15 protein-coding genes are annotated in these 24,283 nt (G+C 58.5%); 9 read left to right on the top strand and 6 right to left on the bottom strand.

The genetic code is table 11. From position 1 onward, the window contains the following. Positions 1-2,918 (bottom strand): DNRLRE domain-containing protein (locus IIA05_07705; protein MCH9026986.1); only part of this gene is annotated, 2,918 nt, incomplete at its 3' end. A 376-nt stretch (positions 2,919-3,294) separates the two neighbouring features. Between IIA05_07705 and IIA05_07700 the strand changes: the two genes are divergently transcribed. Then, positions 3,295-4,479 (top strand): hypothetical protein, encoded by a 1,185-nt coding sequence (locus IIA05_07700; GenBank protein MCH9026985.1) that lies wholly within the window; start codon positions 3,295-3,297, stop codon positions 4,477-4,479. Between the two features lie 138 nt (positions 4,480-4,617). On the opposite strand, the gene IIA05_07695 is transcribed toward IIA05_07700, so the two are convergent. Next, the gene (locus IIA05_07695; protein ID MCH9026984.1) at positions 4,618-4,929 is read right to left on the bottom strand and encodes a hypothetical protein; all 312 of its coding nucleotides are present in this window, start codon (positions 4,927-4,929) and stop codon (positions 4,618-4,620) included. Positions 4,930-5,057: 128 nt separating this feature from the next. On the opposite strand from IIA05_07695, the gene IIA05_07690 reads away from it, so the two are divergent. The 8 genes from IIA05_07690 (at position 5,058) to IIA05_07655 (ending at position 18,278) form a co-directional block, all read left to right on the top strand. Beyond that, a complete protein-coding gene (locus IIA05_07690) occupies positions 5,058-6,029 on the top strand; it encodes a hypothetical protein (GenBank protein ID MCH9026983.1) in 972 nt (323 codons plus the stop codon). A gap of 11 nt (positions 6,030-6,040) precedes the next feature. Beyond that, positions 6,041-6,547 (top strand): DUF11 domain-containing protein, encoded by a 507-nt coding sequence (locus IIA05_07685; GenBank protein ID MCH9026982.1) that lies wholly within the window; start codon positions 6,041-6,043, stop codon positions 6,545-6,547. Between the two features lie 178 nt (positions 6,548-6,725). Then, complete coding sequence (locus IIA05_07680) at positions 6,726-7,871, top strand: DUF11 domain-containing protein (GenBank protein ID MCH9026981.1); 1,146 nt, start codon at positions 6,726-6,728, stop codon at positions 7,869-7,871. A gap of 232 nt (positions 7,872-8,103) precedes the next feature. Beyond that, positions 8,104-13,869, top strand: a complete 5,766-nt coding sequence (locus tag IIA05_07675) for an OmpA family protein (GenBank protein MCH9026980.1) — start codon at positions 8,104-8,106, stop codon at positions 13,867-13,869. A gap of 110 nt (positions 13,870-13,979) precedes the next feature. Next, a complete protein-coding gene (locus IIA05_07670; protein MCH9026979.1) occupies positions 13,980-15,887 on the top strand; it encodes an ATP-dependent DNA helicase in 1,908 nt (635 codons plus the stop codon). Then, the gene (tsaB, locus tag IIA05_07665; GenBank protein ID MCH9026978.1) at positions 15,881-16,555 is read left to right on the top strand and encodes a tRNA (adenosine(37)-N6)-threonylcarbamoyltransferase complex dimerization subunit type 1 TsaB; all 675 of its coding nucleotides are present in this window, start codon (positions 15,881-15,883) and stop codon (positions 16,553-16,555) included. The genes IIA05_07670 and tsaB overlap by 7 nt, the downstream gene beginning before the upstream one ends. Positions 16,556-16,562: 7 nt before the next feature. Then, the gene (locus IIA05_07660) at positions 16,563-17,057 is read left to right on the top strand and encodes a disulfide bond formation protein B (GenBank protein ID MCH9026977.1); all 495 of its coding nucleotides are present in this window, start codon (positions 16,563-16,565) and stop codon (positions 17,055-17,057) included. Between the two features lie 111 nt (positions 17,058-17,168). Further along, positions 17,169-18,278: a porin gene (locus IIA05_07655; protein ID MCH9026976.1), complete on the top strand. Its 1,110-nt coding sequence runs from the start codon at positions 17,169-17,171 to the stop codon at positions 18,276-18,278. Between the two features lie 25 nt (positions 18,279-18,303). On the opposite strand, the gene dapE is transcribed toward IIA05_07655, so the two are convergent. The 4 genes from dapE to glnD form a co-directional block, all read right to left on the bottom strand. Next, a complete protein-coding gene (dapE, locus tag IIA05_07650; protein ID MCH9026975.1) occupies positions 18,304-19,473 on the bottom strand; it encodes a succinyl-diaminopimelate desuccinylase in 1,170 nt (389 codons plus the stop codon). Between the two features lie 62 nt (positions 19,474-19,535). Next, positions 19,536-20,360 carry a 2,3,4,5-tetrahydropyridine-2,6-dicarboxylate N-succinyltransferase gene (dapD, locus tag IIA05_07645; protein MCH9026974.1) on the bottom strand — a complete coding sequence of 275 codons (825 nt, stop codon included), beginning with the start codon at positions 20,358-20,360 and terminating at the stop codon, positions 19,536-19,538. A 17-nt stretch (positions 20,361-20,377) separates the two neighbouring features. After that, positions 20,378-21,571, bottom strand: coding sequence for a succinyldiaminopimelate transaminase (dapC, locus tag IIA05_07640; GenBank protein MCH9026973.1), 1,194 nt, complete (start codon positions 21,569-21,571; stop codon positions 20,378-20,380). A 22-nt stretch (positions 21,572-21,593) separates the two neighbouring features. Next, on the bottom strand, positions 21,594-24,281 hold the full coding sequence (gene glnD / locus IIA05_07635; GenBank protein MCH9026972.1) for a [protein-PII] uridylyltransferase: 2,688 nt from the start codon (positions 24,279-24,281) through the stop codon (positions 21,594-21,596). Positions 24,282-24,283 lie beyond the last annotated feature (2 nt).

Below are 24,283 nucleotides of genomic sequence, written 5' to 3'. Positions count from 1 at the left end.
TCCGGTGAGTGAGGTACCTCGACGAAGTCGTCCACGCCATCGAAATACACCGCGTTGCCCGTGTCCGTACAGGCTGCTGTCTGATTCAACAGAACCCCGTTCCGATAGGTTCCGTCATTGCCGGCGTCCACATCAGCTGCAATGACGCCGGAGATTTCATCCAACGGCCATCGAGCGGAAAACGTTACAGGGGGGGTTACCGTAAAGGCCGTCGAAAACTCCGAGGTAGACAGAAAGCCCGAGCAAATGCCAGTCGTACACAGCGTTGTGTTCGCGGTTAGAATATCCCCCGCGGAACCCGCAAAGCTGTGGCTGAAACTCTCCACACCAGAGCCGGTGTGCGTGATGTTCACTGAGGATGCAAATGCTTCCCCCTCGCCATTGCCAGACGGATCCGCGCCGGAGGGGTTGGTGAAAAACTCGATGCGGTAATCGCCAGCGGGCACATCCAGGTCGAAGTCAACCGAGACCGTGCCCGCACTCGCCGTCGCCGAGGTGATCACCGGGAAATTCAATAAATCGTTGGGGCCGCTATCAGCATCAAACGCATCGTTTACCGTGATGCCATCATTATTGAGATCGATGCCCAGCTGGACATTTCCGTAAATTTGATTGCCGAGTATCGAGTTGTTGATGACCGGCGCACCGCGGACCTGGATACCGTAGATGCCATTTCCGCGTATCAGATTGCCCTCGTTGGCTCCAGTGCCGCCAATCAGAGTGCCGGTTGCGCCATCGACGCCGTTCTCGTTGATGTCGATGCCGTCACGGCCGTTGCTGATGATGACAGTGCCGGTGAAGTCGGTACCGATATAGTTGCCCTGAACGACATTTGAGTCACCGCCATCGATCTCTATGCCGTCACTGTCGTTGCCGGAAATGATGTTTCTTTGGCCTGCCCCGGGACCGCCGATGATGTTGCTGCTCGAGAGTTCAAGGTCGATGCCCTCCTGGGTGTTGCCGCGGTCGAGCGTGCCGGTAGCATCGACGCCGATGTAATTTCCATACACCACGTTAGCGGTGGCGCCGGCACCAAAGAGTTCAATTCCCGCAAAACCATTGCCGGAGATGACGTTCCGGTCGGCCGCCGTCGTACCGCCGATCGTGTTGGAGGAAGACTCGACCCGGATCCCGCCCCGATACGAAACAGCGGCCGGGTTATTGGCAGCGACAGTCGTGCCATCGGCACTTATGCCCAGATAGTTGCCGGCGATGAGATTGCTGCCGCCGAGCAGCAGGATGCCGTTGTATGAGAAGTTCTGAACGACGAGGCCACGGATCGTTGAACCGGCAGCCGTGGCGCCGATGACAAGGCCATTCGCGGCAATGCCCGCCGATAAGCCATCCAATTCGATTTCCGGTCCACGGCTGTTGGTATCGCCCTGGTTCGTGGTCTGCGTGGTTCCGTCGATGACGGTACCGGCAGCCGTGATAGTCGGAAGCGGCGTGACCGGTGAGATTCCCCACCAGGTATCGGCGCCGGCGCTGCGATTTCCCGGACCGGGAATATTGAACTGAATAGTCGTGCCCGGGTTGATATTGGCAAAATTGATACATTCGCGCAGAGAGCTTGCCCCGGAATCGGCCGTGGTGGTCACAACACCCCCGGGACAAGGGGGGGGCGTATAGGTTACCGAGAGCTGCGGGCGGTTGGCGGCGGTCAGGTTCTCACTGGAATCGACGTCCGCATCGTCGGTCGAGTTATCGGTGAAGACCCAGCCCTCATTGGCCTCGCCGTCCGACCAGTTCTGCACGCTAGTTGTCACGGCCAGGCTCTGGAACCCCGTCGAACCCATCGGGAAGACGCCCTCCGCTGTGGCCTTGTGTGAGCCGGTGCCATCAGCCCCCGGATTGGTCCAGCTCACGCCGGTGCTGCGGTCGGCCCAGATGACCTGTGATTCCACCCAGCTTTCAATGAGTTGGTAGACGCTCGGATCGACACCGGTGGTGTTCGTCACCTGCAAGGTCAATGTGGCACTGTTGATGGTCGAGCCCAGCGGTATCTGGTTGGCGCCGCCACCGAAGATATTCGGAAACTTCATCACGACGTGTTGATGGGGGCTACCGTCAACATTCAAGGACGTAGCGGTGCCGAGGTTTTCTGTGTAGGTAATTTGTAATTCAGCCGCAGCGGCGGATTCACCATCGAAGGATTCTGCGTGTCTTTGTCCTGAATTATTGGGCCATGCCTTAATCATGATGACCAAAGCCTGCCCGGAGTTCCAGCCGCCTCTATCGACTATTTCCTGAACAATGGTTTTCAGTTCAGCAGATAATTGAGCGGCTCCTTCATCGTTAACAGTTACCCATGTAGGAATAGCCCAATCAACCGATGCGGTTGTTTCTGTTCTATCACTAAGGTTGGAGGCAGTGGTTGTGAAGGTTGCGGCATCGTCAACGTCTTCGCCTCTAAAAGTTACTGTTAAAGCTACGCTTGAGTCAGCAACAATCTCATCCACATGAAATTGAATCTTGGCGCTGTCAATCGTTGCGCCTTGTGGGATGGTGACATTGGTCCAGCGCATTCCCACATATCCGTCATTCGTTCCGCCTCTGTCATGTAATTCTAAATCTAAACTTGTCAAATTCATCCCAAAAGTACTTGTTGTTTGCTGTTCAGCATCATCCGTTGACGCAATGACTCTTTTAGTAAAAACCGTCGAGGTCTCTCTGATCTCGGCATCATCCGTATCGGAAGGAGCCCCTTTACCGTCGCCCTGCTGGAACGTCAGTACGTCCGCCGCCGAGGTCCCGGGGACAAGCACGAAAACGAAGAGGGCAGCTAGTAGCGCCCATGCGCTACCTAGCCGCAGCCAGCCGGCATCGCGACCGGACCTGCAGCGACTGCCGCTGTTCGGGCTCGCGTTTTTGGCTTTCGCAGTAGTCACCATCATGGTATTCAAGCTATTTATTGCCATCCCAATAACGTATACGAAAAAGGGTCACCTATCGACTCATTGCTAATTCGTGGCAGTGTCGTTCCCTCAGTATCGCGGATTTCAGGCCTGGATCAACTCTCGCCAGACACGATCACTTTCGAAATATTAGAGAGTTAGTGGCGTTTTGGATGTGAACGGCATGCCGGTTCGAGAGGAAGGTCCGACCGACAGTGTGATCCGGTTCACATCATCGGAATATTTTATGAAGTTAAGGAAACATCTGGAATGCCAGACAGGTCCACGCCGGTAGAAGCCCAAGTGGCAAAAAAGGCTGGATACCCGAACGGATCAGATCAGGAAACTGAGACTGCCATCGCAGAATCATGTAAGGCGTAGCATCTAGAGTTATCGGTAAGTGCGATTTCCGGTCAATGTCATGCTCCTGAAGCAATTGCTAGAACGATCACTAACCTCCGCAAACCTGCTCGTTTGCGATCCTTTCCGGGAGCAGGATCAGGAGGAGTTGGTCAAGGAGGTCATCGGCCTGGCCAACGCCGATGTCGATGGCCCCCGGTATATCCTGTTTGGGATCAATGCGGGAGCCATGGCTGGCAGCCGTATCGTCGGTATCGCTGACAGCGTCATGACCGATCTGAAGAAAGCCCATCGGCTGTCATCGGCACTGATCGAACCGGTTCTCCACCTGGCATTCATCTACGACAGGATTAACAACAAGCTCGTTGGCGCTCTGGAAATTGACGGTTGCGATGACGGGCCGTATGTCGTCAGGCAGGATTTCTCCGAAAAGCTTTCGCGCGGTCAGTCCTGGATCCGAGAGGGCCGGCAACTTCGCGCCGTCGATTGCACTGAGCTCGCTCAGATCAGCGCGCACGAGGCGGCCAATCAACCCACGATTATGGTGGGTTTCAATGGCCGGCCGGACTGTGCGTTGTTCGAGTCGCCCGTGCCTGACACCTCTAATCCGCCATCTGCCGGGGAAAAACGGAAAGTTAAGAAGAGCTTGGATTTCAAAAAGGCGATTAAAGATAGTTTCGGTACGCTAAACACAAAAATTATGCGAATGACGCACGTACGTGAATATGGTCCTGATGCCGAATTCGATGCGCGTGGCATGGATACGTTGATTGGCGTATACGAAGAGCCCGAAAAAAAGTTTGCCGACGCCGATAACTACTACTTTTTCGAAGAACGAGCAGTGAAACTGAATCTGACAGTTTGCAACAAGGGTGCAAAGGGCATCAAGGATGTGAGCATTGTACTCGCTTTTCCGCGAATTCCGGATTTGGATGTGGCCGATCGCCTGTATATCAGCCCGGATGACAAACGCTCTCGGCATGAGGTCGAAAAGCCAGGCTACCCGGAGGTACAGCGCCGCGATGACAAAATACTGGTGCGCAGCTCGCTCGGCTTGCTCCCCCCTGACAGCCCGGAGCAGGCTTTTGAAAGCGACTTGCGGCTGGCGGTGGGGCCCGACATGCAGGGAAAGACAGTGTCGATCGGCTACACGCTCCGCGGACGGAACGATCAAAGTCTTGGTAAGGGATGCTTAAAGATCAGATTTAGCCAGGTATCTGCCTGACCGAGACGCTATGGGTAGCAGTATTGTTCGCGGATGACGAAGTCCGCTCTGACTGAGAGTATCCGGAACAAGCCACCGATGGCGCCAAGGACTTCACGACCGTCAAAACCGATGAGCGGATTGGCACCGAGTACTTGTTCACAGGTGCGGCACCTCTTCCGTGTTGGCGCGGTTCGGCACCTGATCCAGGGCATACACGGAGGCCGGCGCGGCCTGGCCGCTGGTTTTCCGCTTAGTTCGGGTTTTTTTCGCTTTTGTAGTAGCCGGTTTCCGGGGCGCACCGGCTGTTTTTTTGTTGGCCCGGGCTTTCTTCCCCGCTTTGGCACAAGGCCGTTTTGCCCCCGATTCTTTTTTTCCAGTGTCGCCAGTGTTTGGCATGACGCGAATGCTTGTGACGCCGTTCACAATTTCAGAAATAACTGTCAAATAATTCGGGAAAATAAGCACCAAACCATTATGTTACTTCGCGGATTAACCTATATTCGCTCCGGTAACACACTCAATTCGCGGGGGTTTTTGCAGCTTGTACCCGCGTCCATAAACAGATGGCAAGTGCAAGGCGGCGTAAGGAGCCAATAATGAGACGGACACCGATGTTTTTGCTTTTGCTGGGAGCCCTGATCGGTTCGCAACCCGTATACGCAGTGGGTACCACTGCGGGTACGGATATCGCGAATTCCGCCCAGGTCGATTACCTGATCGCCGGCACGCCGGTGTCGCAGAGCTCGAACATCCTGGTGGTCACCGTGGCCGAGATCCTCGATGTCAACGTCCTGTTGCAGAGCCCGATCGTCCCGGTGACGCCGGGCGACGCCAATCGCTCGTTGCTGTTTACCGTGACCAACACCGGTAACGGCACCGAGGATTTCACCCTGGCTATCGACAGCGCCTTGCCTGGCGATGATTTCGATCCGGTCCCGGCGGCGCCATCGATCTTTTTTGACAGCGATGGCAGCGGCGACCTGTCCGCCGGCGACACCCCGTACAATGCCGGGGTCAATGACCCGCAACTGGCGCCGGACGCCTCGGTCAATATTCTGCTGGTCAACGATATCCCGCTCGGGCTGGTCGACGGCAACCAGGGTTTTAGCGAGCTGACCGCGACTTCCCTGACCGGAACCGGCGCCCCGGGCGATGTTTTTGGTGGCCAGGGCGATCTGGGTACCGATGCGGTGGTCGGTGCCAATGGCGGCGATGATGCCGATACCGGCACCTACATCGTCAGCAACGTTTCGCTGTCAATCGTCAAGTCAGCATCGGTTGTCGATCCGTTTGGCGGGACCGAGCCAATACCGGGCGCACAGATCACCTACCAGATTGTGGTGACCGCGAGTGGTTCGGGCACGGCAATCAACGCGACTTTCACTGATCCGATTCCGCCTTTTACCACCTACCAGGCAGGTTCTTTGACATTGAACGGCGGTCCGCTGACCGATGCACCGGATGCCGATGCCGGCGCGTTTGTCGGTGGCGCAGTAACCGTGTCGCTGGGCGATCTGGATTCGGCGGATGGACCGCAAACCATCGCATTTACCGTGGTCATCAACTAAGGGGATAAACCATGAAAACTTTCAACAACAAAATTATCGCTCGCTCGCTCGGCTTGCTGGCGCTGTTTCTGATGTCATTCGTCGCGACGCCACAGGAAACCGGGGTTATTCAGATCCAGACTTCGGCCGATGTGGAAATCATCGAGACCGACGCCAATGGTGAAACGGTTACCCGTCTTGAGCCGGCCAGCAAGGTCGTACCTGGCGATATCGTCATCTACACCGTCAGTTTTTCCAATACCGGCAGCGAGCCGGCGGAAAGCGTCGTGATTACCAACCCGGTGCCGCGGCACATGGAATACGTGGATGGGACCGCTTTCGGACCCGGCGCCGATATCAGTTTTTCGATCGATGGCGGACAGAGCTGGGGTACGCCCGAAGAACTGGTGGTGACTGCGCCAGATGGCAGCCAGCGGCCGGCGCAGGCATCCGACTATACGGATATACGCTGGATACTGAGGAACGAACTACAACCGGGTGCGCAGGGTTTTGCCCGTTTTCGCACGCGGCTGCAGTGAACAACAAGCTAACCGCCGCTGCCGGCAAGAAGCCGGTGCTGGCGGTAGCTAAAAAATAACAAGAAAGATTTAGAAAATTTCATTTTTGAACGGGGGATGGTGCACGGAGTGCAGGTATTCGTGCGCCGGTTTTTATACCTGTATGCGCCCGCAAGGGTTATGAAACGAGGAGAAAGAAATGAAAACTCAAGCAAAGATAACGCGCCTTGGCGTGCTTGTCGGTCTGCTGGGTCTGATGTTTGCCCAGACGACCTTCGCGGTCGGTACGCCTTCGGGGACGTCGATCTCCAACGACGCCACGGTCAACTTTTCCAGTGGCGGCGTCGCGCAAACGCCGGTCACCAGCGCGCCCGCGGTTTTTGTCGTGGACAACATGGTCGACGTGCTGGTTGCCGAAATCAGCGACAGCGCGGCAGTGGTCGTTCCCGGCCAGCTGGTCGCCGGTTTTGTCGACCCGCAGATACTGGGGTTTACGGTGACCAACGAAGGCAATACGGAGCAAGACTATGCCCTGGCAGCGGTCAACCTGGGTGACGGTGCTTCCGTGCCGTTCAGCGCAGCGCTGACCGACAGCGACAGCGCAACCAGTGACGCAACCACCATCACCATATACCTGGACGATGGCAGCAACACATTCGATGGTGCTGACGTGGTCGTGACCTTCCTCAACGCGATGGCTGCCGATGAAACGCGCACCGTCTGGGTGGTTGCGGATATTCCCGTTGGCGCCGTCAATGGCGCGGTGATCGGTGTTTCGCTGCAGGCGACGACGCATGATTCGACCTCGGGGGTACTGGATGCGCTGACGGCGGAGACTGTCGGTGCGGATACGCCCGGATCGGTCGATGTGGTGTTTGCCGACGACTTCCCCGCGGTCACCTCGACCGATGACGGTGCTGTGGATGGTCAGGCTTCCGACCGGGATGCATTCCTGGTGCAGGCGGCGGTGCTGACGATTGTCAAAGCGTCCACTGTAATCTCGGATCCGTTCAACGGCACGACCAATCCATTGGCCGTTCCCGGCGCGATCGTCGAATACACGATCACGGTGACGAATACCGGCACCGCGCAAGCGACCACTGTCACGATTGCCGATGATTTGTCGGTTGAAATCGGCGCCGGCAGGATTGCGTTCACGTCCAATCAGTACGGTGTTGGCAATGTGTTTGATATCCAGCTCGATATCAACGCAGTCGTTACCGATCTGACGGAAGAGGCTGATGCTGATCAGGGCGTATTCGCCGCGAACATCGTGACAGTCAACGCTGTCACGCTGAACCCGGCCGATGTCGCCACGGTGAGCTTCCGGGTCACGATACAGTAGCCCGGGAATTCTCCTCTTGATCTTCTTGGGCGCATACTCGTTACGGGGACGCGGCCGAACCACCGGAAATTCCGGTGGTTCGGTCGGCGGCCCCGGCTTGCGTTCAGACCGGGGCTCAGGTTCCGGGAGGAGACCGCCACCTGATCAGAAACCGACGAAAAAATCGTCGTCTCTAATTCGCCCGGTCCGGGCTTTTTTGCTTTTATTGGGACTGCTTTCGGCGTTGCCGGCGGTGGCTCAGACCCCGCCCGGAACGATTATTCCGAACCTCGCAACCCTCGATTATCAGGCTCCATCTGGTCTGCCGGAAACAGTGATCAGCAATCTGGTTGAAATTGTCACCGTAGTGCCCAGGACCGCCAGTATTCTCGACCTGACACGGGTGCTGCCTGGCGCCCCGGGGCTCGTGGAGGCGATCGGGCCGGCGTCTTGTAACTTATCGGGTACCGGCTTCGTTGCGTTGCCGGATCCGTTGCTGACCGGTGGCATCAGCATCGACCCGAACCAGCCGCAAACCGTCGTGGACAGTCTTTCGTATCACGTCGGCGAAGCGGTGTTTGTGCGGGTCGCCGATGCGGATCAAAACCTGGACCCGTTGGTGCGGGAAACGGTGAGCGTGATCTTGCAGGGTTCTCCGGCTGGTGACAATGAAGAGATTCTGCTGACCGAAACCGCGGTGGACAGCGGTGTATTCGCGGGTTATCTGCAGAGCGCGTCCGGAAATCCAGTGCCGGGAGATTGTGTGCTCCAGTTATCGGCCGGCGGCCAGGTCTCTGCCGACTATGTCGATCCGGCGGACGCCAGCGACCAGTCTGGCGACAACGTCAGGGTCGATCCATACAGTCGCGTGTTTGATTCGCAGCTCGGCCAGCCGATCGACGGCGCCAGCATTACGCTGCTGGACGATGCCAGCGGCTTGCCAGCACAAGTGTTTGGCGACGATGGCATCAGTATTTTTCCGTCGACTGTTCTTTCAGGCGGTACCGTCACCGACAGCGGCGGCACCAGTTACAATTTCGCCAGCGGTGAATACCGCTTCCCGGTCGTGCCGCCGGGGAATTACCGGATTCAGGTGATACCGTCGGCGGGGTTTGTCGCGCCCTCGACACGGACGATCGCCGAATTGCAATTACTGCCGGGCGCACCGTACGCGCTGGGTCCGGGTTCGTTTGGCAACGTGCTCGCCAGCGGGCCGGAGCCAGGCTTCGCAGTGGATCTGCCACTGGACCTGCTAAGCACCGAGCTGTTCCTGCAGAAAACCACCGGCAACGGCGTTGCCGCGATCGGTGATTTTGTGCAGTACCAGTTGGTGCTGGAAAATACCTCGGCGCTTGGGAACCTGACGGGCACCGTGATCACCGATCAGCTGCCGGTCGGTTTCAAATACCAGGCGGGCTCGCTGACCATCGATGGCATCGCCGCCGCCGACCCGCTGATCGGTCCCGATGGACGCCAGATGACCATCGATATCGGCGTGCTGCCGGCGGCTGGCAGCGTCGCTATCGCCTATGTCGTCGAAGTCGCGGCCGGGGCCCCACTTGGCAAGGCGATCAACCAGGCACAGGCGTCTACCAACGGTGGCCTGCTGTCCAATGCCGCCACCGCGGTCGTGAACATCGCCGAAGATCTGCTTGGCAGTGAGAGTTTACTGGCCGGCCGAGTCCTGCTTGGAAGTTGCAAGAACGATTCCGGTGATGAGGAAACCGGCATCGGCGGTGTGCGTATATACCTGGAAGACGGGCGTTACGTGGTCACCGATGAGAATGGCCGTTACCACTTCGAAGGACTGAAACCCGGCACGCATGTCGTGCAGGTTGACACCGTCACGATACCGCCATACGTCGAACTGATTGCCTGTGAGGACAACACTCGATTCGCCGGCAGCAAATCGACGCAGTTCGTCGAGTTGCAGCCAGGCTCGTTGTGGCGCGCCGATTTTTATCTGCGCGAACTCGAACCGGCGAAAGGACAGGTCAGCGTCAGCATGGACAGCCGATTGCTATCGCAAAAACGCCAGGTCGATTACCGGCTGAGCGCGACTGTCACCGATGTGCCGGTGACCAATGTCCGGGTGATAGTGCTGTTGCCCGAAGGCCTCACTTATGTGTCCGGGACCGCCCGCATAGACGGCCAGCCGGTCAGCGATTACGCGCAAAGTGGTCGCATGCTCAATTTCCCATTGCCCGACGGCAAGGACTGGCAGCAGGAGATCCGTTTCCGCGCCGCGATCGGACCCGAGTTGGATGGTGAACTGATCAGCAAGGCGTTGATCAATTTTGACTCGCCGCTCGAAAAGAAATTACGCACGCCGGTTGCAGAAAACCGGTTGCAACTGTCGCCAGCCTCAGTGGACCGGTTTGACTATATATTTACTCCGCATTTTCCGACACTGGAAACGATCTTGAGCGAGCAGGACGAGGCTGAACTCGACATTGTCGTAGCCGACTGGGAGGGTTTGACCAATCTCCACCTGCGCTCCGTTGGCCACACGGACAATACAAGAATTGCCGCGCGCAGCCGTTTTTTGTTCGCTGACAATTACGCGCTTTCAGAAGCGAGGGCGAGAAGCGTCGCGGATTACATTGCGGCCCAGCTGGGCCTTTCCCCGGATCAGATCAGCGTCGAAGGCAAAGGCGCCGATCAGCCGTTGGTCGTGGAAAGAACCGCAGAGGACAGACGCGTTAACCGGCGGGTCGAATTGCATGTCTGGGGTGAAAGAATGCTGAGCCCGGAAAAAGCGCAGGTGACCCAGGCCAGCAGCGGTATCCTGGCTGTGGACACCGTCCAGCGGTCGTCGCGCGAAGAGTATCTGACTGGCGAGCAGCGGAAGCAGGAGTCGTTGCCCGATCCCGATGCGCTATACGACGACCCGGCACTGCTTGACAGCTTGGCGCCGGGCATCGGCTGGGTCTGGCCGAAGGATGGCTACCGGCCGCCGATCCCCAGCCTCAAGGTTGCGGTCAAACACGACCCGCAGCAGACCGTCGAACTGTTCGTCAACGGCTTGCAAATCAGTGCTCTGAGTTTTGAAGGCACGCGGACGACGGCAAGCAAATCGGTGAGCCTGAGTCGTTGGCGCGGTATCAACCTGATCGACGGCAGCAATGAACTCGATGCTGTGTTCCGTGATAAGAATGGCAATGAGGTCAAACGCCTGACTCGCAAGATCCATTACGCCGGTGGGCCGCAGCGGGCCGAGGTTCGGGTCGAGGCATCGGTGCTGATCGCCGATGGCCGGACCCGCCCGGTTATTGCCATACAGATGTACGATCGCTGGGGCGAGCCCGCGCGACCGCGCACGATCGGAAATTTCTATGTCAATCCGCCGCGCCGGTCATGGTGGGAAGTGGAATCGCTCAAAGAAAACCCGCTGGTTGCCATCGGCGAGCGGGAGCCGGTTTACACGGTTGGCGACGATGGTGTCGCGCTAATCGAACTGGAGCCGACGACGGTTTCCGGTGAGGCGGTGTTGCATTTCAAATTCGCCGACCAGCGCGAACAAGAGATCCGCGTCTGGCTCAAACCGGAAATCCGTGACTGGATCCTGGTCGGTCTTGCCGAAACCACGCTGGGCTACAACGACATCAAGGACAACGCACAACTCGCTGACCTGAGCGGGATTGAAGACGATTTCTATGAGGATGGCCGCATCGCATTCTTTGCCAAGGGCCGCATCAAGGGTGAATACCTGCTGACGATGGCTTATGACACGGCAAAAGATAAAGACGAAGCCCGCCGGAAATTGTTCGGCACCATCGACCCGCGGCAGTTCTATACCCTGTACGGCGATAGCACCGAGCAAGGCTACGAAGCATCCAGCCAGGAAAAACTCTACCTCAAGCTGGAAAGAAACCAGTTCTATGCCTTGTTCGGCGATTACGAAACCGCTCTGACGGTCACCGAGCTGGCGCGTTACAACCGCCGTCTCAATGGTGTTCGCTCCGAGTATCGCGGGCGCACGCTCGCCTACAGCGCGTTTGCCGCGCGGACCGATCAGATTTTTGTCAAAGACGAGATCCAGGGTAACGGGACCTCGGGCCTGTACCGGCTCAGCGCGGCAGACATCGTGCTCAACAGCGAACAAATCAGGCTGGTGGTGCGCGATCGTTTCCGCAGCGAACAGATCATCAGCACGAAAACGCTGACCCGCTATCTCGATTACAACATCGACTACCTGGCGGGTACGGTCTACTTCAAGAAACCGGTACCGAGCCGAGACGAACTCTTTAACCCGTTATTCATCATCGTCGAGTACGAAAGCCGCAACGCAAATGGTACAGACACCAGCGGCGGTGGGCGCGCATCACTGCGCTCGGCGGATGGCCTGATCGAAATCGGCGCCAGTTATATTCACCAGGGCGACAGTGGTAACGAAGGCGACCTCGGCGCCGTCGATCTGCGCTGGCAGATGGGTGAAGCGACCCAACTGAAGCTGGAGGTCGCGCGCAGCGATGGAACCCGTGCGGGTATCGATGTCGGTGGCGACGCTTACCTGGCTGAGTTGAGCCACCAGAGCGCAGGTCTTACCGGTCGCGCGTATTTCCGCCAACAGGAAAGTGGATTCGGCCTGGGCCATCAGCTTGCCAGCGAAAGCGGCACCCGGAAAACCGGTTTCGACGGCCGTTACAAGCTCAACGAGCATCTCGATCTGACCGCCGATGTGTTCCGCCAGAAAAACCTGCAGTCCGGCGTTACCCGGGACGCGATTCTGACCGAACTGACTTATCGGCAAAGCAACCGGAGCGCGACGATTGGCTTTATCGACGCGTCCGACAAGGACGCCCTCGGCAACACCCAGGACTCGCAGCAGCTTTACCTGGGCGGGTCGATCGATGTGCTGGACCGGCGGGTGACCTTGCGCGGCTCGACCGAAATCGTCCTCTCTGATAACGACGCCAATGCCGATTTCCCGCAGCGCAAGACGCTGGGCGTCGATTTCAAGCTGCGCGACAGCATCACGGTGTTCACCGAATATGAGACTACCAAAGGTGCGGATATCGAAACCGACATGACGCGCGTCGGGATCAGGGCCAAGCCGTGGAACCAGGCTGAATTCAGCAGCACGCTCAACCAGCAGTCGAGCGAGTACGGGCCGCGCACTTTCGCGACGCTGGGACTGACCCAGGGCGTGCAACTGACCGAAAAGCTGTTGCTGGATTTCGGCGTTGACCATGCCAACACCATCGCCGGCGCGAGCGTGCAGCCGCTGCAAAGCGATTTCCCGCTGGCTTCCGGCAGCAATGACGACTTCGTCGCGACCTGGGCCGGCGCGACCTACCGGGCGGAAGTCTGGTCGGCGACCGGACGGGTTGAATATCGTAACGCCGACAGCGGCGAACGGTTCGGCATTCTCGGCGGCTTGTACCGGGAAGAAATCGCGGGTCATGGTTTCTCGGTCGGTCTGCATTTGTTCAGCGACAAACCGACCGCCGGCGGGCGCACGACGACCAGTGATCTGCGGCTGAACTGGGCTTACCGGCCCGACTTGAGCCGCTGGATCATATTTGACCGGCTCGATCTGATTTACGAGGAACAGCACCTGGGCAGCATCGACCAGCGTAGCTGGAAAGTCGTCAACAATTTCAATGCCAACTGGAAGCCGGCATTGGATGTCCAGTTCTCGTTCCAGTACGCCGCAAAATACGTGCGCAGTAATTATTCGGATACCGGTTACACCGGCTTTACCGATCTGCTTGGCATCGGCATGCGCCGGGACATTGACCCGCAATGGGACTGGGGCCTGCATGCCAGTGTCCTGCATACATGGAAGTCGAAGGTCGTGAAATATGGCCTCGGCGCGGATATCGGTCACATGGTGATGAAGAACGCCTGGCTCAGCATCGGCTACAACATCATCGGTTTCCACGACGCAGATTTCACCGAAGCCCGTTACACGGCGCAGGGGCCGTACCTCAAGTTCCGCATCAAGCTCGACCAGGATTCGCTGAAAGACTGGCTGAAACGAGGGTTAAAACAAAGCGCTACCGGCTTGCGCTAATAGCAGTCAATCCGCATCATTCAATCCGCGAGTATTTGTAAGCAGATATATCGCTGGGAAATTCCACTGGTTCAGATTCACAGGCGATGCTTGAATGCGCATAGAAACTTATGCAGGATCTTAGCGACATTTTTGCCGCCGATGGCCCGTTGTCGAATGCCATAGAAGGCTACACGCCGCGCCCGGCGCAACAGGAAATGGCGATGGCGGTCAGCGCTGCGCTGGCTTCCTGCGGACGGCTGCTGGTCGAAGCCGGCACCGGTACCGGCAAGACTTTCGCTTACCTGGTGCCCGCACTGCTGTCCGGTATCCGCATCGTTATTTCGACCGGCACGCGCAATCTGCAGGACCAGCTTTTCGACAAGGACATGCCCGAACTGTCGCGCGCGCTCGGCCGGCCGGTCAAAGTGGCGATCCTCAAAGGAAGAGCCAACTACCTGTGCCATCACCGCTTGTCCCTGGCGGAGGACATGCGGGGCAGGCCGGGGCGCCACTTGCAGCAAATCAGGGCCTGGGCGCTGAGTACCCAAAGCGGAGACATTGCCGAATTGTCCGGCTTGCCGGAGCAATCGCCGGTCTGGCCGCAGGTAACCTCGACCAGCGAGAACTGCCTGGGCCAGGAGTGCCCGGTGTATTCCGGTTGTTGCGTGGCCAGGGCCAGACGCGAGGCGATGGACGCGGATATCGTTATCGTCAATCACCACTTGTTGCTGGCCGACATGGTGTTGAAAGAAGAAGGCTTCGGTGAATTGTTGCCGGGTGTCGATGCGGTGGTCGTCGATGAAGCGCACCAGTTGCCAAAAATAGCCGGCCAGTTTTTCGGGCTCAGCGTCAGCAGCAGGCAACTGGAAAATATCGCCCGCGATACCCGCGCCGAATTACTGGCGGCGGCGATTCACGATGCTGAAACCGAATCCTTGCTCGACGGCCTGCCTGCGCGGCTCGCCGATCTTCGCCTGACTTTGCAAAAAGGACGCAGCGATTACGAAAACCTGGATACCGAAAGCGAACTGGCACTGGGCAGGCTCGATGACAGGCTCGGCGAGTTGATTGCGAAGCTGGATGAAATAGCGGAAAAAACACCGGGGCTGGCGCAGTGCTATCAGCGGCTGGTCGTCTCGCTGGAACGCATCGAGACGATCCGCAAAAGCGATCAAAAAGGCATCCGCTGGCTGGAAACCACGGCGCGTGGATTTAGCCTGAACCTGACCCCGTACGATGTGTCGGAGAGCCTCGGGCGCTTCGTAAACAGCCTCGATTGCGGCTGGATTTTCACCTCGGCGACGCTGGCCGTCGGTGACGATTTTTCTCATCTCAAGGGTCGGCTGGGGCTCGAAGAGGCCAGCGACCTGAAATTGGAAAGTCCTTTCGATTATCAGCACAATACTCTGATTTTTATGCCAAAAGACCTGCCAGTTCCTGCTGATCCACAGTTTACGAGGTTATTGCTGGAGGAGTGTCTGCCGCTGATCGATGCTTGCCGCGGCGGGGTCTTTTTCCTGTTTACCAGCCACCGCGCATTACGCGAGGTGGCAGCGTTGCTCGAGGAGCGCTGGGGAGAAAATCCTGAGCGGGCGGTACTCGTCCAGGGCCAGATGCCGCGTAACCTGCTGCTGCAGGAATTCAGACGCCAGGGCAACGCGATGTTGCTGGGTGCGGCCAGTTTCTGGGAAGGCGTCGATGTGCGCGGGCCGGCGCTCGGCCTGGTGCTAATCGACAAGCTGCCGTTTGCCTCACCGGACGATCCGCTGACGCGGGCACGCATCGCGGCAATCACCGAAGCGGGCGGCAACGCTTTTTTCGAGCATCAATTACCGCAGGCCGTACTCGCACTCAAGCAAGGCGTCGGCCGGTTGATACGCTCGGAAACCGACACCGGCGTCGTGGTGCTCGGGGATCCGCGATTGCAAAGCAAGCCATACGGTAAACTGTTCCTGAAAAGTCTGCCCGATATGCCGGTGACCGAGGATATCGAACGAGCCATTAATTTGCTGGCAGAAGGAGAAGCCGGATCGTGAAAATTCTTGCGCTCGATACAGCGACCGAAGCCTGTTCGGCGGCTTTGCTGCTGGATGGGGAAATCACCGATCGTTATGTCGTTGCGCCACGCCGCCACAACGAGCTGATCCTGCCGATGATCGACGAGTTGTTGTCTGCCTCCGGCGTCCAGCTAAAACAGCTGGACTACCTGGCCTTCGGTCGTGGGCCGGGTGGGTTTACCGGCGTTCGTATTGCGGCCGGCGTGGTACAGGGCCTTGCGCTGAGTCAGGATATCCCGGTGTTTGGCGTATCCGACCTGGCAGCGCTGGCACTGCAAGCAGGCAAAAAACATGGTTGGGACAAAGTGCTGGTGTTGACCGATGCAAGGATGCAAGAGGTCTATCAGGCTAGCTACCGGGTTTCTGCTGAGCAGGACCTGGTCGAGTTGGTGGGGCAGGAATCGGTCAACCTTCCGGCGGATGTCAAGGTACCCGAGGAAGCTGACTGGTATGGTGCGGGGAATGGTTTTTCGGCCTATGTCGCCGAGCTTGGCGCGGTACGCAAAAAACTGGCCGGCGAAGATGCCGATTGCCTGCCGCGGGCCGCGGAAATAGCGCTGCTGGCGGTTGCCCTGGTTGGGCATCAGGAGCCGCTAAGACCCGAGCAGGCCTTGCCGGTTTATTTGCGCGACAAGGTTACCGGTTGACTGGAGAATGTCGGTGAGTCAGAGATTGCTAAACCTGGTGGGGTTTTCAGCCTGCCTATCGATGATGGCTTTTGCCCTTTACAGCCAGTATGTCGATGGCCTGAATCCTTGTCCGCTGTGCGCTTTCCAGCGCTTCGCGGTGATCGGCGTTGGCCTGGTTTTTCTTGCCGCGGCAATCCATGACCCTGGCCGCCTGGGAAAAAGAATTTATGCCGCGATGATCGTAGTGGTTGCGGGGAGTGGTATTGGGGTGGCGAGCAGACACCTGTGGCTGCAAAGTCTGCCACCCGATCAGGTGCCTGTCTGCGGCCCCGGCCTGGAATACATTCTTGATGCCTTTCCGTTAACCCAGGCTTTGTCGATGATCTTTGAAGGATCGGGCGAATGCGCGGTCGTGGACTGGAGCTTTGCTGGCCTGAGCATGCCCGCATGGGTATTGATTTCCCTCCTTTTTCTGGGTGCGGCAGGGACCTTTAACAACTTGCGCCCGAGTACTCGGTAAGCTGCCGGTTGCGGAAAATACTGATGCAATTGTTGCGGTATTGGGAGAAAATGCCGCCCATTCCGCATCCGAAACGCGGTTCGAGACGAACTGTCTTTTGAGGATAAATGAGTGAACAAAGGGTTTTGCTTCCCGAGATGGTTCGGGATCGTCATGTTATGCGCGTTTTCCGTTGCCGGCCATGCAGGGGAAATGACCGTCAGTGCTTTCGGCAGAGTCCATGTCGATGCAGCGATCTTCGACGAAGATGTCACCGCGTTGGACAGCGGTACCGAATTGCGTCGGGCTCGTCTCGGTGTCAGTGGCGAAATCGATGAGAAATGGAGCTACAAGGCTGAGTACGATTTCGCCAGTAACTCAGACATAAAGGATGCCTGGATAAAGTATTCGGCGGACTGGGGGTCGTTGACCATCGGCAACAAAAGACCGCCGTTCAGCCTGGCCGTGCTGACCAGCAGCAATTTAATCCCTTTTATGGAACGGGCGATGGCGCCGACAGGTTTTGCCCCGGGCAGACGCATCGGGATCGGCTGGGACCGCACGATACCGCACTGGACGCTGTCAGCCATGTTGTTCGGGAAGGAAGCCAACCAGAGTATCAATGGCGACCAGGGGATCGGTTTTGCCAGCCGGGGGGCCTGGAACACCCAGACCGATTCGACTTTGTATCATGTCGGCCTGGCCGCTATGTGGCTGGAACCCCCGAGCACCGAAGACGACACCTTTCGATACCGGGTACGTCCCGAGTCGCATGTCGCCGGCGCGCGCCTGGTTGACACCACGATCACCCAGGCCAGCTCATCGACCAGCCTGGGCATCGAGCTGGCGGCCCGTTGGGGCGGCTTGTCGGCCCAGGCGGAATTCATCTCGGTCGACGTGGACCAGGTGGCAGCGGGCATCGGCGATCCGGGTTTCAGCGGTTACTACGCCCACCTCAGCTGGTTTCCAGGCGGCGAATTCCGGCCATACAAAAACGGGACTTTCGGCCGGGCAAAGGCGACCAGGGCCTGGGAGTTCGGGATCCGTTTCAGCAGCATCGATCTGGATGACGGCGTGTTCAATGGCGGCGAAGAGAAGAATATTACGCTGGGCGTTAATTATTACGTCAATCCGCAGCTGCGATTCATGGCCAATTATGTCCGCGCGGATATTGAAAACGGCATCAATGGCGATGAGACGCCGAATATTTTTCAGCTCAGAATATCGTTGGATTTTGAATAAGCGAATTTGGCGGTGGCGGCAAATTTTATCGGGCCTGAAGGTCCTTCAACGTGGTCTCAAGTAGAATTCTTTCGAGGATCTGGCGATAGAAATTGCTGAGTCGTTCGAGGTCGTCAACCGGCGTACATTCATCGACTTTGTGGATCGACTTGTTGAGCAAGCCAAGCTCGACGACCTCGACCCCATGCGGCGCGATAAAACGACCGTCCGACGTCCCGCCGCAGGTGGATGTCCGCGGCGCCCGCCCGGTCTCTTTTTCGATAACTTCGCAAACGACCTCAATGAGTTTGCCGCCCCGGGTGTGGAACGGCGCTCCGCCGTGCTCCCATTCCAGTTGGTAATTCAAACCGTGGCGATCGAGGATCTCCTCACAAAGTGCAACCAGGCTTTGCCGGTTTGTTTCCGGCGAGTAACGAAAGTTGAACAGCAGCTCCAATCGACCGGGGATTACGTTGCTGGCGCCGCTGCCGGCGTCAATGGCAACAATCTGCAGACTGGTCGCCGGGAAGTCCTTGTTGCCGTCGTCCCATACCAGGCCAAGCAGTTCGCTCAGCACCGGGGCGACGTGGTGGATCGGGTTGCGCGCCAGTTCCGGATAGGCCACATGACCTTGTTCGCCAACGACAGTCAGTTTCCCGGTTAACGATCCTCGCCGGCCGGTGCGAATATTGTCCGCCAGTTTTTCCTGGCTCGACGGCTCCCCGATCAGGCAATAATCGATGGCGATGCCTCTGTCCACCAATGTTTCCATGACCTTCGCTGTACCGTCTATTGCTGGGCCTTCTTCGTCGCTGGTCAGCAAGAACGCGATCGTTCCCCGGTGGGACGGATTTTCCGCAACGAACGCTTCGGTGGCAGTCACCATCGCCGCCAGTGCGCCTTTCATATCGGCGCTGCCACGACCAAATAAAAATCCGTGCCTGATTTCGCCAGAGTAAGGGTCGGTCGACCAATTTCCCGGGTCGCCCGGAGGAACGACGTCGGTATGACCGGCAAAACAAAAAAGCGGCCCGCCATTGCCGCGGGTTGCCCATAGATTGCTTACCTCGCCGTTGTTCATCGGCTCTGTCTTGAATCCAAGATGCTCCAGGCGAGTCGATATTATGCCCTGGCAACCGGCATCGTCCGGCGTCAGCGATGGCCGCCGCACCAGTTGCCGGCACAACTCAATTGTTTTTTTGCTTGCCTGGTTCATCGCTGGTTTTTTTGGCGCAATTCTTTATCCGGTAAAAGCTGCGTCACCTGCCGCTCACTCATTTATCTTGCGTTTCTCAACAATTCGTTGATGCCGATTTTCTCCCGGGTTTTTTGGTCCACCCGTTTGACGATCACGGCGCAGGCCAGCTGATATTTGCCGTTCTTCGCCGGCAGGCTGCCCGGCACCACGACGGCACCGGCGGGAACCCGCCCGTAACTGACCTGGTCGCGCTCACGGTCATAGATTCGCGTGCTTTGGCCGATGAACACGCCCATCGAGATCACCGCGCCTTTCTCGACGATCACCCCTTCGACGATTTCCGAGCGCGCACCGATAAAACAGTCGTCTTCGATGATGGTCGGTGCGGCCTGCAGCGGTTCCAGTACACCACCGATCCCGGCGCCGCCGGAGATATGCACATTGCTGCCGATCTGCGCACAGGAACCGATCGTCGCCCAGGTATCGACCATCGTGCCCGGACCGATCCACGCGCCGATGTTGACATAGCAGGGCATCAGCACGACATCGGGGGAGACAAAAGCGCCTTTGCGGACCAGCGCGTGCGGCACGATGCGGGCGCCGTCATCGATGAACATTTGTTCGTCGTAGTCGACGTATTTCATCGGCACTTTGTCGTAGTAGCGGGTAAACACGCCATCCGAAACGACGTTGCGGTTGAGGCGAAAAGACAACAAGACAGCCTTCTTGACCCATTGGTTGACCAGCCAGTCGCCGCCAAAATTCTCCGCCACCCGCAACTTTCCCGAATCCAGCCTGTCGATGGTCAATTCGACCGCCTGCGTGAGCTCGGAAGACGGGGTATCCGCACCCAGGGATTCCCGATGATCGAAAGCGGCATTAATAATTTTCTCTAAATTTATCATAAAGTTAATGTTTAATATTAAAGTTGATTCACGAGATGGTGCAAACGTTCGGCCGCATCCACACAATCGGCAAGCGGGGCGACCAGCGAGATGCGCACCCGGTGCTTGCCGGGGTTGCCCTCCGCGGTATCGCGGGCCAGGTAACTGCCGGGCAACAACGTCAGATTCTGCTGCCGGTAGGCCTCCCGGGTAAAACTTTCCTCATCCTGCTCGGTACGCGGCCACAGGTAGAACGCCGCTTGCGGCCTGGGCAGATCCATGACCGGTTCGAGGATCGGCCATACGGCTGCGAGTTTGGCCTGGTACCGGTGGCGATTCTCGGCCGCGTGCCGGTCGTCCTGCCATGCAGGTACGCTGGCGAGCTGGATGAACAACGGCACCGCGCAGCCGTGGTAGGTCCGGTAGAGGAGGAATGGTTTGATCAGTTCGGGATCGCCGGCCACGAATCCCGATCTCATGCCGGGCACGCTGGAGCGCTTCGACAAGCTGTGAAAAACCACGCAGCGTTGGAAACGATCGTGGCCCATGGCCTGGCAGGCCTGCAACAGCCCGGCGGGCGGGCGGTCTTCATCGAAATACAGATCGGCGTAGCACTCGTCACCGGCAATGACGAAATCGTGTTTTTCCGCCAGTTCCAAGGCCCGCTCCAGGTAGGGCAGATCCATGACCGCGCCGGTCGGGTTGCCCGGCGAGCAAAGGAACAAGATCGCGGTTCGGCGCCAGGTATCGGCGCTGACGGCTTCGAGATCGGGCAGAAAGCCGTTTTCCTCCAGCGTGTTCAGATAGAACGGTTGCGCACCGGCCAGCAGCGCCGCGCCTTCGTAGATCTGGTAGAACGGGTTCGGCATCGCGACCAGCGATTCGCTGTGGCCGTCGACTACCGACTGCACGAAGGCAAACAGCCCTTCGCGGGTGCCGTTCAACGGCAACACCATGGTCTCGGGGTCGACCGCATTTTCCCCAAGCCCGAAACGCCTCTCCAGCCAGCCGGCGGCGGCCACGCGTAACTCGGCCAGGCCCAGGGCGACCGGGTAACTCCCCAGCTTGTCCAGGTTGCCGACCAGCGCTTCGGCGATGAACGCGGGCGGCTCATGCCGCGGCTCGCCGATCGACATCGCAATGTGCGGCTTGGCGGGCGGTTGCAGGCCATCCTTGAGCAGCGCCAGGCGCTCAAACGGATAGCGGTGCAATTTTTCCAGGTATGGGTTCAAGGTCCCGATGTCCTTTGTTTGTCTAGTGCCGGTTTAGCGCGGTGGTAAGTTGCTTTTTCAGTTGTTCCTGCTTTTCTTCGTTGAGGGGTCCGCCGCCCACGCTGGTGATATAAAAAACATCTTCGGCGCGTTCGCCGATGGTCATGATTTTCGCGGTCCGAATATGGGCGCCGACTGCCTGCAACGACTGCGCCACCTCGGATAATAAGCCAGGTCGGTCGCCGGTGGTTAGTTCCATGATGGTGCCGTCGCCCCGGCTGTCAGCGAAGAAACGCAGTTCGGTCGGCGTGCTGAACATGCGTACCTGCCGCGGCGCCTTGCGCGATACCCGCGGCCTGGTTTGGTCGCTGCCCAGCACCCGCCGCAGCCGGTTCGCCACTTCCTGCCGGCGGTGGGTATCGGTTAACGGCCGGCCGTCGTGATCCAGCACCAGGTAGGAATCCAGCGTGCCATTGTCGCCGGTTGGGGAAATTACCGCATCGACGATATTGAGGCCCATGTCATCCAGTGCGGCGGTGGCCAGCGCAAAACTGTCCTGCCGCCGGGTGGCGCGTACCAGCAAGGGCGTGCCGCCGCGCATCTCTTTTTCACCCACCGCGGTGATCAGGCTGGCGGTGTCGCCGGCCAGCAGCAGGACGCTGGTGTGCCAGGCGATTTCTGCCGGCGAGTGGCGCAGGAAATACTCATCGTCCAGCAGGTCCCATGGCAGCGGCGTGGAGTCCGCGGGCAAGTGGACGTTGCCCAGGTCGCGCAGTATGGCCAGGGCTTCCTGACGGTGGCCCGCCGCCAGTTCCCCCTGGTCCTGCGGGGTTTCCAGACCACTGCGCAAGGCCTGGCTGACGCGCAAATAGAACTCCCTGAACAGGCTGTCCTTCCAGGAATTCCAGAGCTTGGGATTGGTTCCGCGTACATCGGCAATGGTCAGCAGGTACAAAAAATCCAGGTGCAGCTGATCGCCTACCTGGCGGGCGAACTGGTGAATGACTGCCGGATCGGAGATGTCTTTTTTCTGCGATGTGACCGACAACAACAGGTGATGGCGCACCAGCCAGGCGACCAGCTGCGACTGATACTCACTCATCCCGTGCGCCGTACAGAATGCTTCCGCTTCTGCGGCGCCGAGCGTCGAGTGGTCACCGCCCCTGCCTTTGCCAATGTCATGAAAGAGGCCGGCAAGATAGACGATCTCCGGGTATTCCAGCGCTTGCATGATCCGGCTACAGTCGGGGAACTCGTGATCGAATCTGGGTAGCGCAAAGCGCCGCAGATTGCTGACCACGAACAAGGTGTGGGCATCGACGGTATAGGCATGAAACAGGTCGTATTGCATGCGCCCGACGATCCGGCCAAAAGCCGGGATATAGCGGCCGAGAATCCCGTAGTCGTTCATGCGCCTGAGCTCGTGGGTCACGCCGGCCGGCGCCCTGATGATGTCCATGAACAGCTTTCGGTGCGCCGGGTTGGCCCTGAAGCCAACGTCTACCAGGCGCAGGTTGCGACGGATCAGGCGGATGGTTGTTGCGCTCACTCCGCGCAGCCCCGTTTGTTGCTGGAGGATCTGGAATATCTCCAGCAGGGCGGACGGTTGGCGGACAAAAACCTCCGCTGAACTGGCTTCCAGGAAGCCGTTGCGGGATTGAAAACGTGGGTTGATGATCTTCGGTTGCGGATCCGGCGGCAGCAGTATGGCCTCCTGGAAAAACTGCAACAGCATCTCGTTGAGCCGGCTCAGCCGCATAACCATTCGGTAGTAACGCTGCATGAATTTCTCGACCGCCAGGTTCTGCGGGCCATCGCTAAAGCCAAACTGTTTGGCGAGCTGGACCTGGTGGTCAAACAGCAGCCGGTCTTCCCGCCTGCCGGTCAGCTTGTGGAGAGCGAACCGGACCCGCCAAAGGTAAGCCTGGCCAGCCCGCAGGCGTCGGTACTCACCGGTGGTCAGAAAACCCAGGGGCACCAACTGTTGCAGGTCGTCAACCTTGAAATGGCGTTTTGCCACCCAGCCGATCATCTGAATATCGCGCAGACCACCCGGACCGCTCTTGATGTTGGGTTCCAGGTTGTATGCGGTGTCGTGGTAGCGGTGGTGCCGTTTTTCCTGCTCCGCCAGTTTGGCGGCAAAGAAATCCCGCGATGGCCAGACGCCGGCCGGCCCGGTTTTGCTCCGCATTTCTTCGAACAAGCGCATCGTGCCGGACAATAACCGCGATTCCATCAGTGCTGTGGCGACAGTGATGTCGTCCGCAGCCACATCGATGCACTGCTTTACGGTGCGGACACTGTGGCCGGGCTCCAGGCCGATATCCCACAAAAACGCCAGGAAATCCTTGAGCGAATCGCCCGCGAAGCCGGCGCCCTCCGGCAACAGGATCAGCAGGTCTATATCCGATCCAGGGTGTAACTCACCCCGGCCATAGCCACCCACGGCGACCAGCGCGAGCGCCTCGCCTTCACTGCCAATGTGCCGTTGCCATGCCGAGACGACCAGCGCATCGACCAGCCGGGCGCGATCATGGACCAGGTTCGACACCTGCTCGCCGTCGTCGAAGCGGCGCGCGAGTTCCTCGTCGCCCAGGCGCAGGGACTCAAGAAAGGTTTTTTGCGGCGCGGAGGTGGCCGCCAGGCGGGCTTCCAATCCCGCCAGAAACGTCCATTTCCCTGCGGCATTGTCTGGCACAGGCTGCGCGGCAGTAGCGGGCGGATGGCTCACTT

It is taken from the genome of Pseudomonadota bacterium (assembly GCA_022572885.1).
In the GTDB taxonomy this organism is placed as follows: domain Bacteria; phylum Pseudomonadota; class Gammaproteobacteria; order Steroidobacterales; family MnTg04; genus MnTg04.
Note: the sequence above shows the minus strand (reverse complement) of the source record. Positions and strands in the feature narration are given on the sequence as shown.

Bases quoted from the DNA above. Each gene is read 5' to 3' on its own strand.
- IIA05_07690 (MCH9026983.1), top strand. From the start codon at position 5,058: ATGAGACGGACACCGATGTTTTTGCTTTTGCTGGGAGCCCTGATCGGT.
- IIA05_07685 (MCH9026982.1), top strand. From the start codon at position 6,041: ATGAAAACTTTCAACAACAAAATTATCGCTCGCTCGCTCGGCTTGCTG.
- IIA05_07680 (MCH9026981.1), top strand. From the start codon at position 6,726: ATGAAAACTCAAGCAAAGATAACGCGCCTTGGCGTGCTTGTCGGTCTG.
- IIA05_07670 (MCH9026979.1), top strand. From the start codon at position 13,980: ATGCAGGATCTTAGCGACATTTTTGCCGCCGATGGCCCGTTGTCGAAT.
- IIA05_07660 (MCH9026977.1), top strand. From the start codon at position 16,563: ATGTCGGTGAGTCAGAGATTGCTAAACCTGGTGGGGTTTTCAGCCTGC.
- dapE (MCH9026975.1), bottom strand. From the start codon at position 19,473: ATGAACCAGGCAAGCAAAAAAACAATTGAGTTGTGCCGGCAACTGGTG.
- dapD (MCH9026974.1), bottom strand. From the start codon at position 20,360: ATGATAAATTTAGAGAAAATTATTAATGCCGCTTTCGATCATCGGGAA.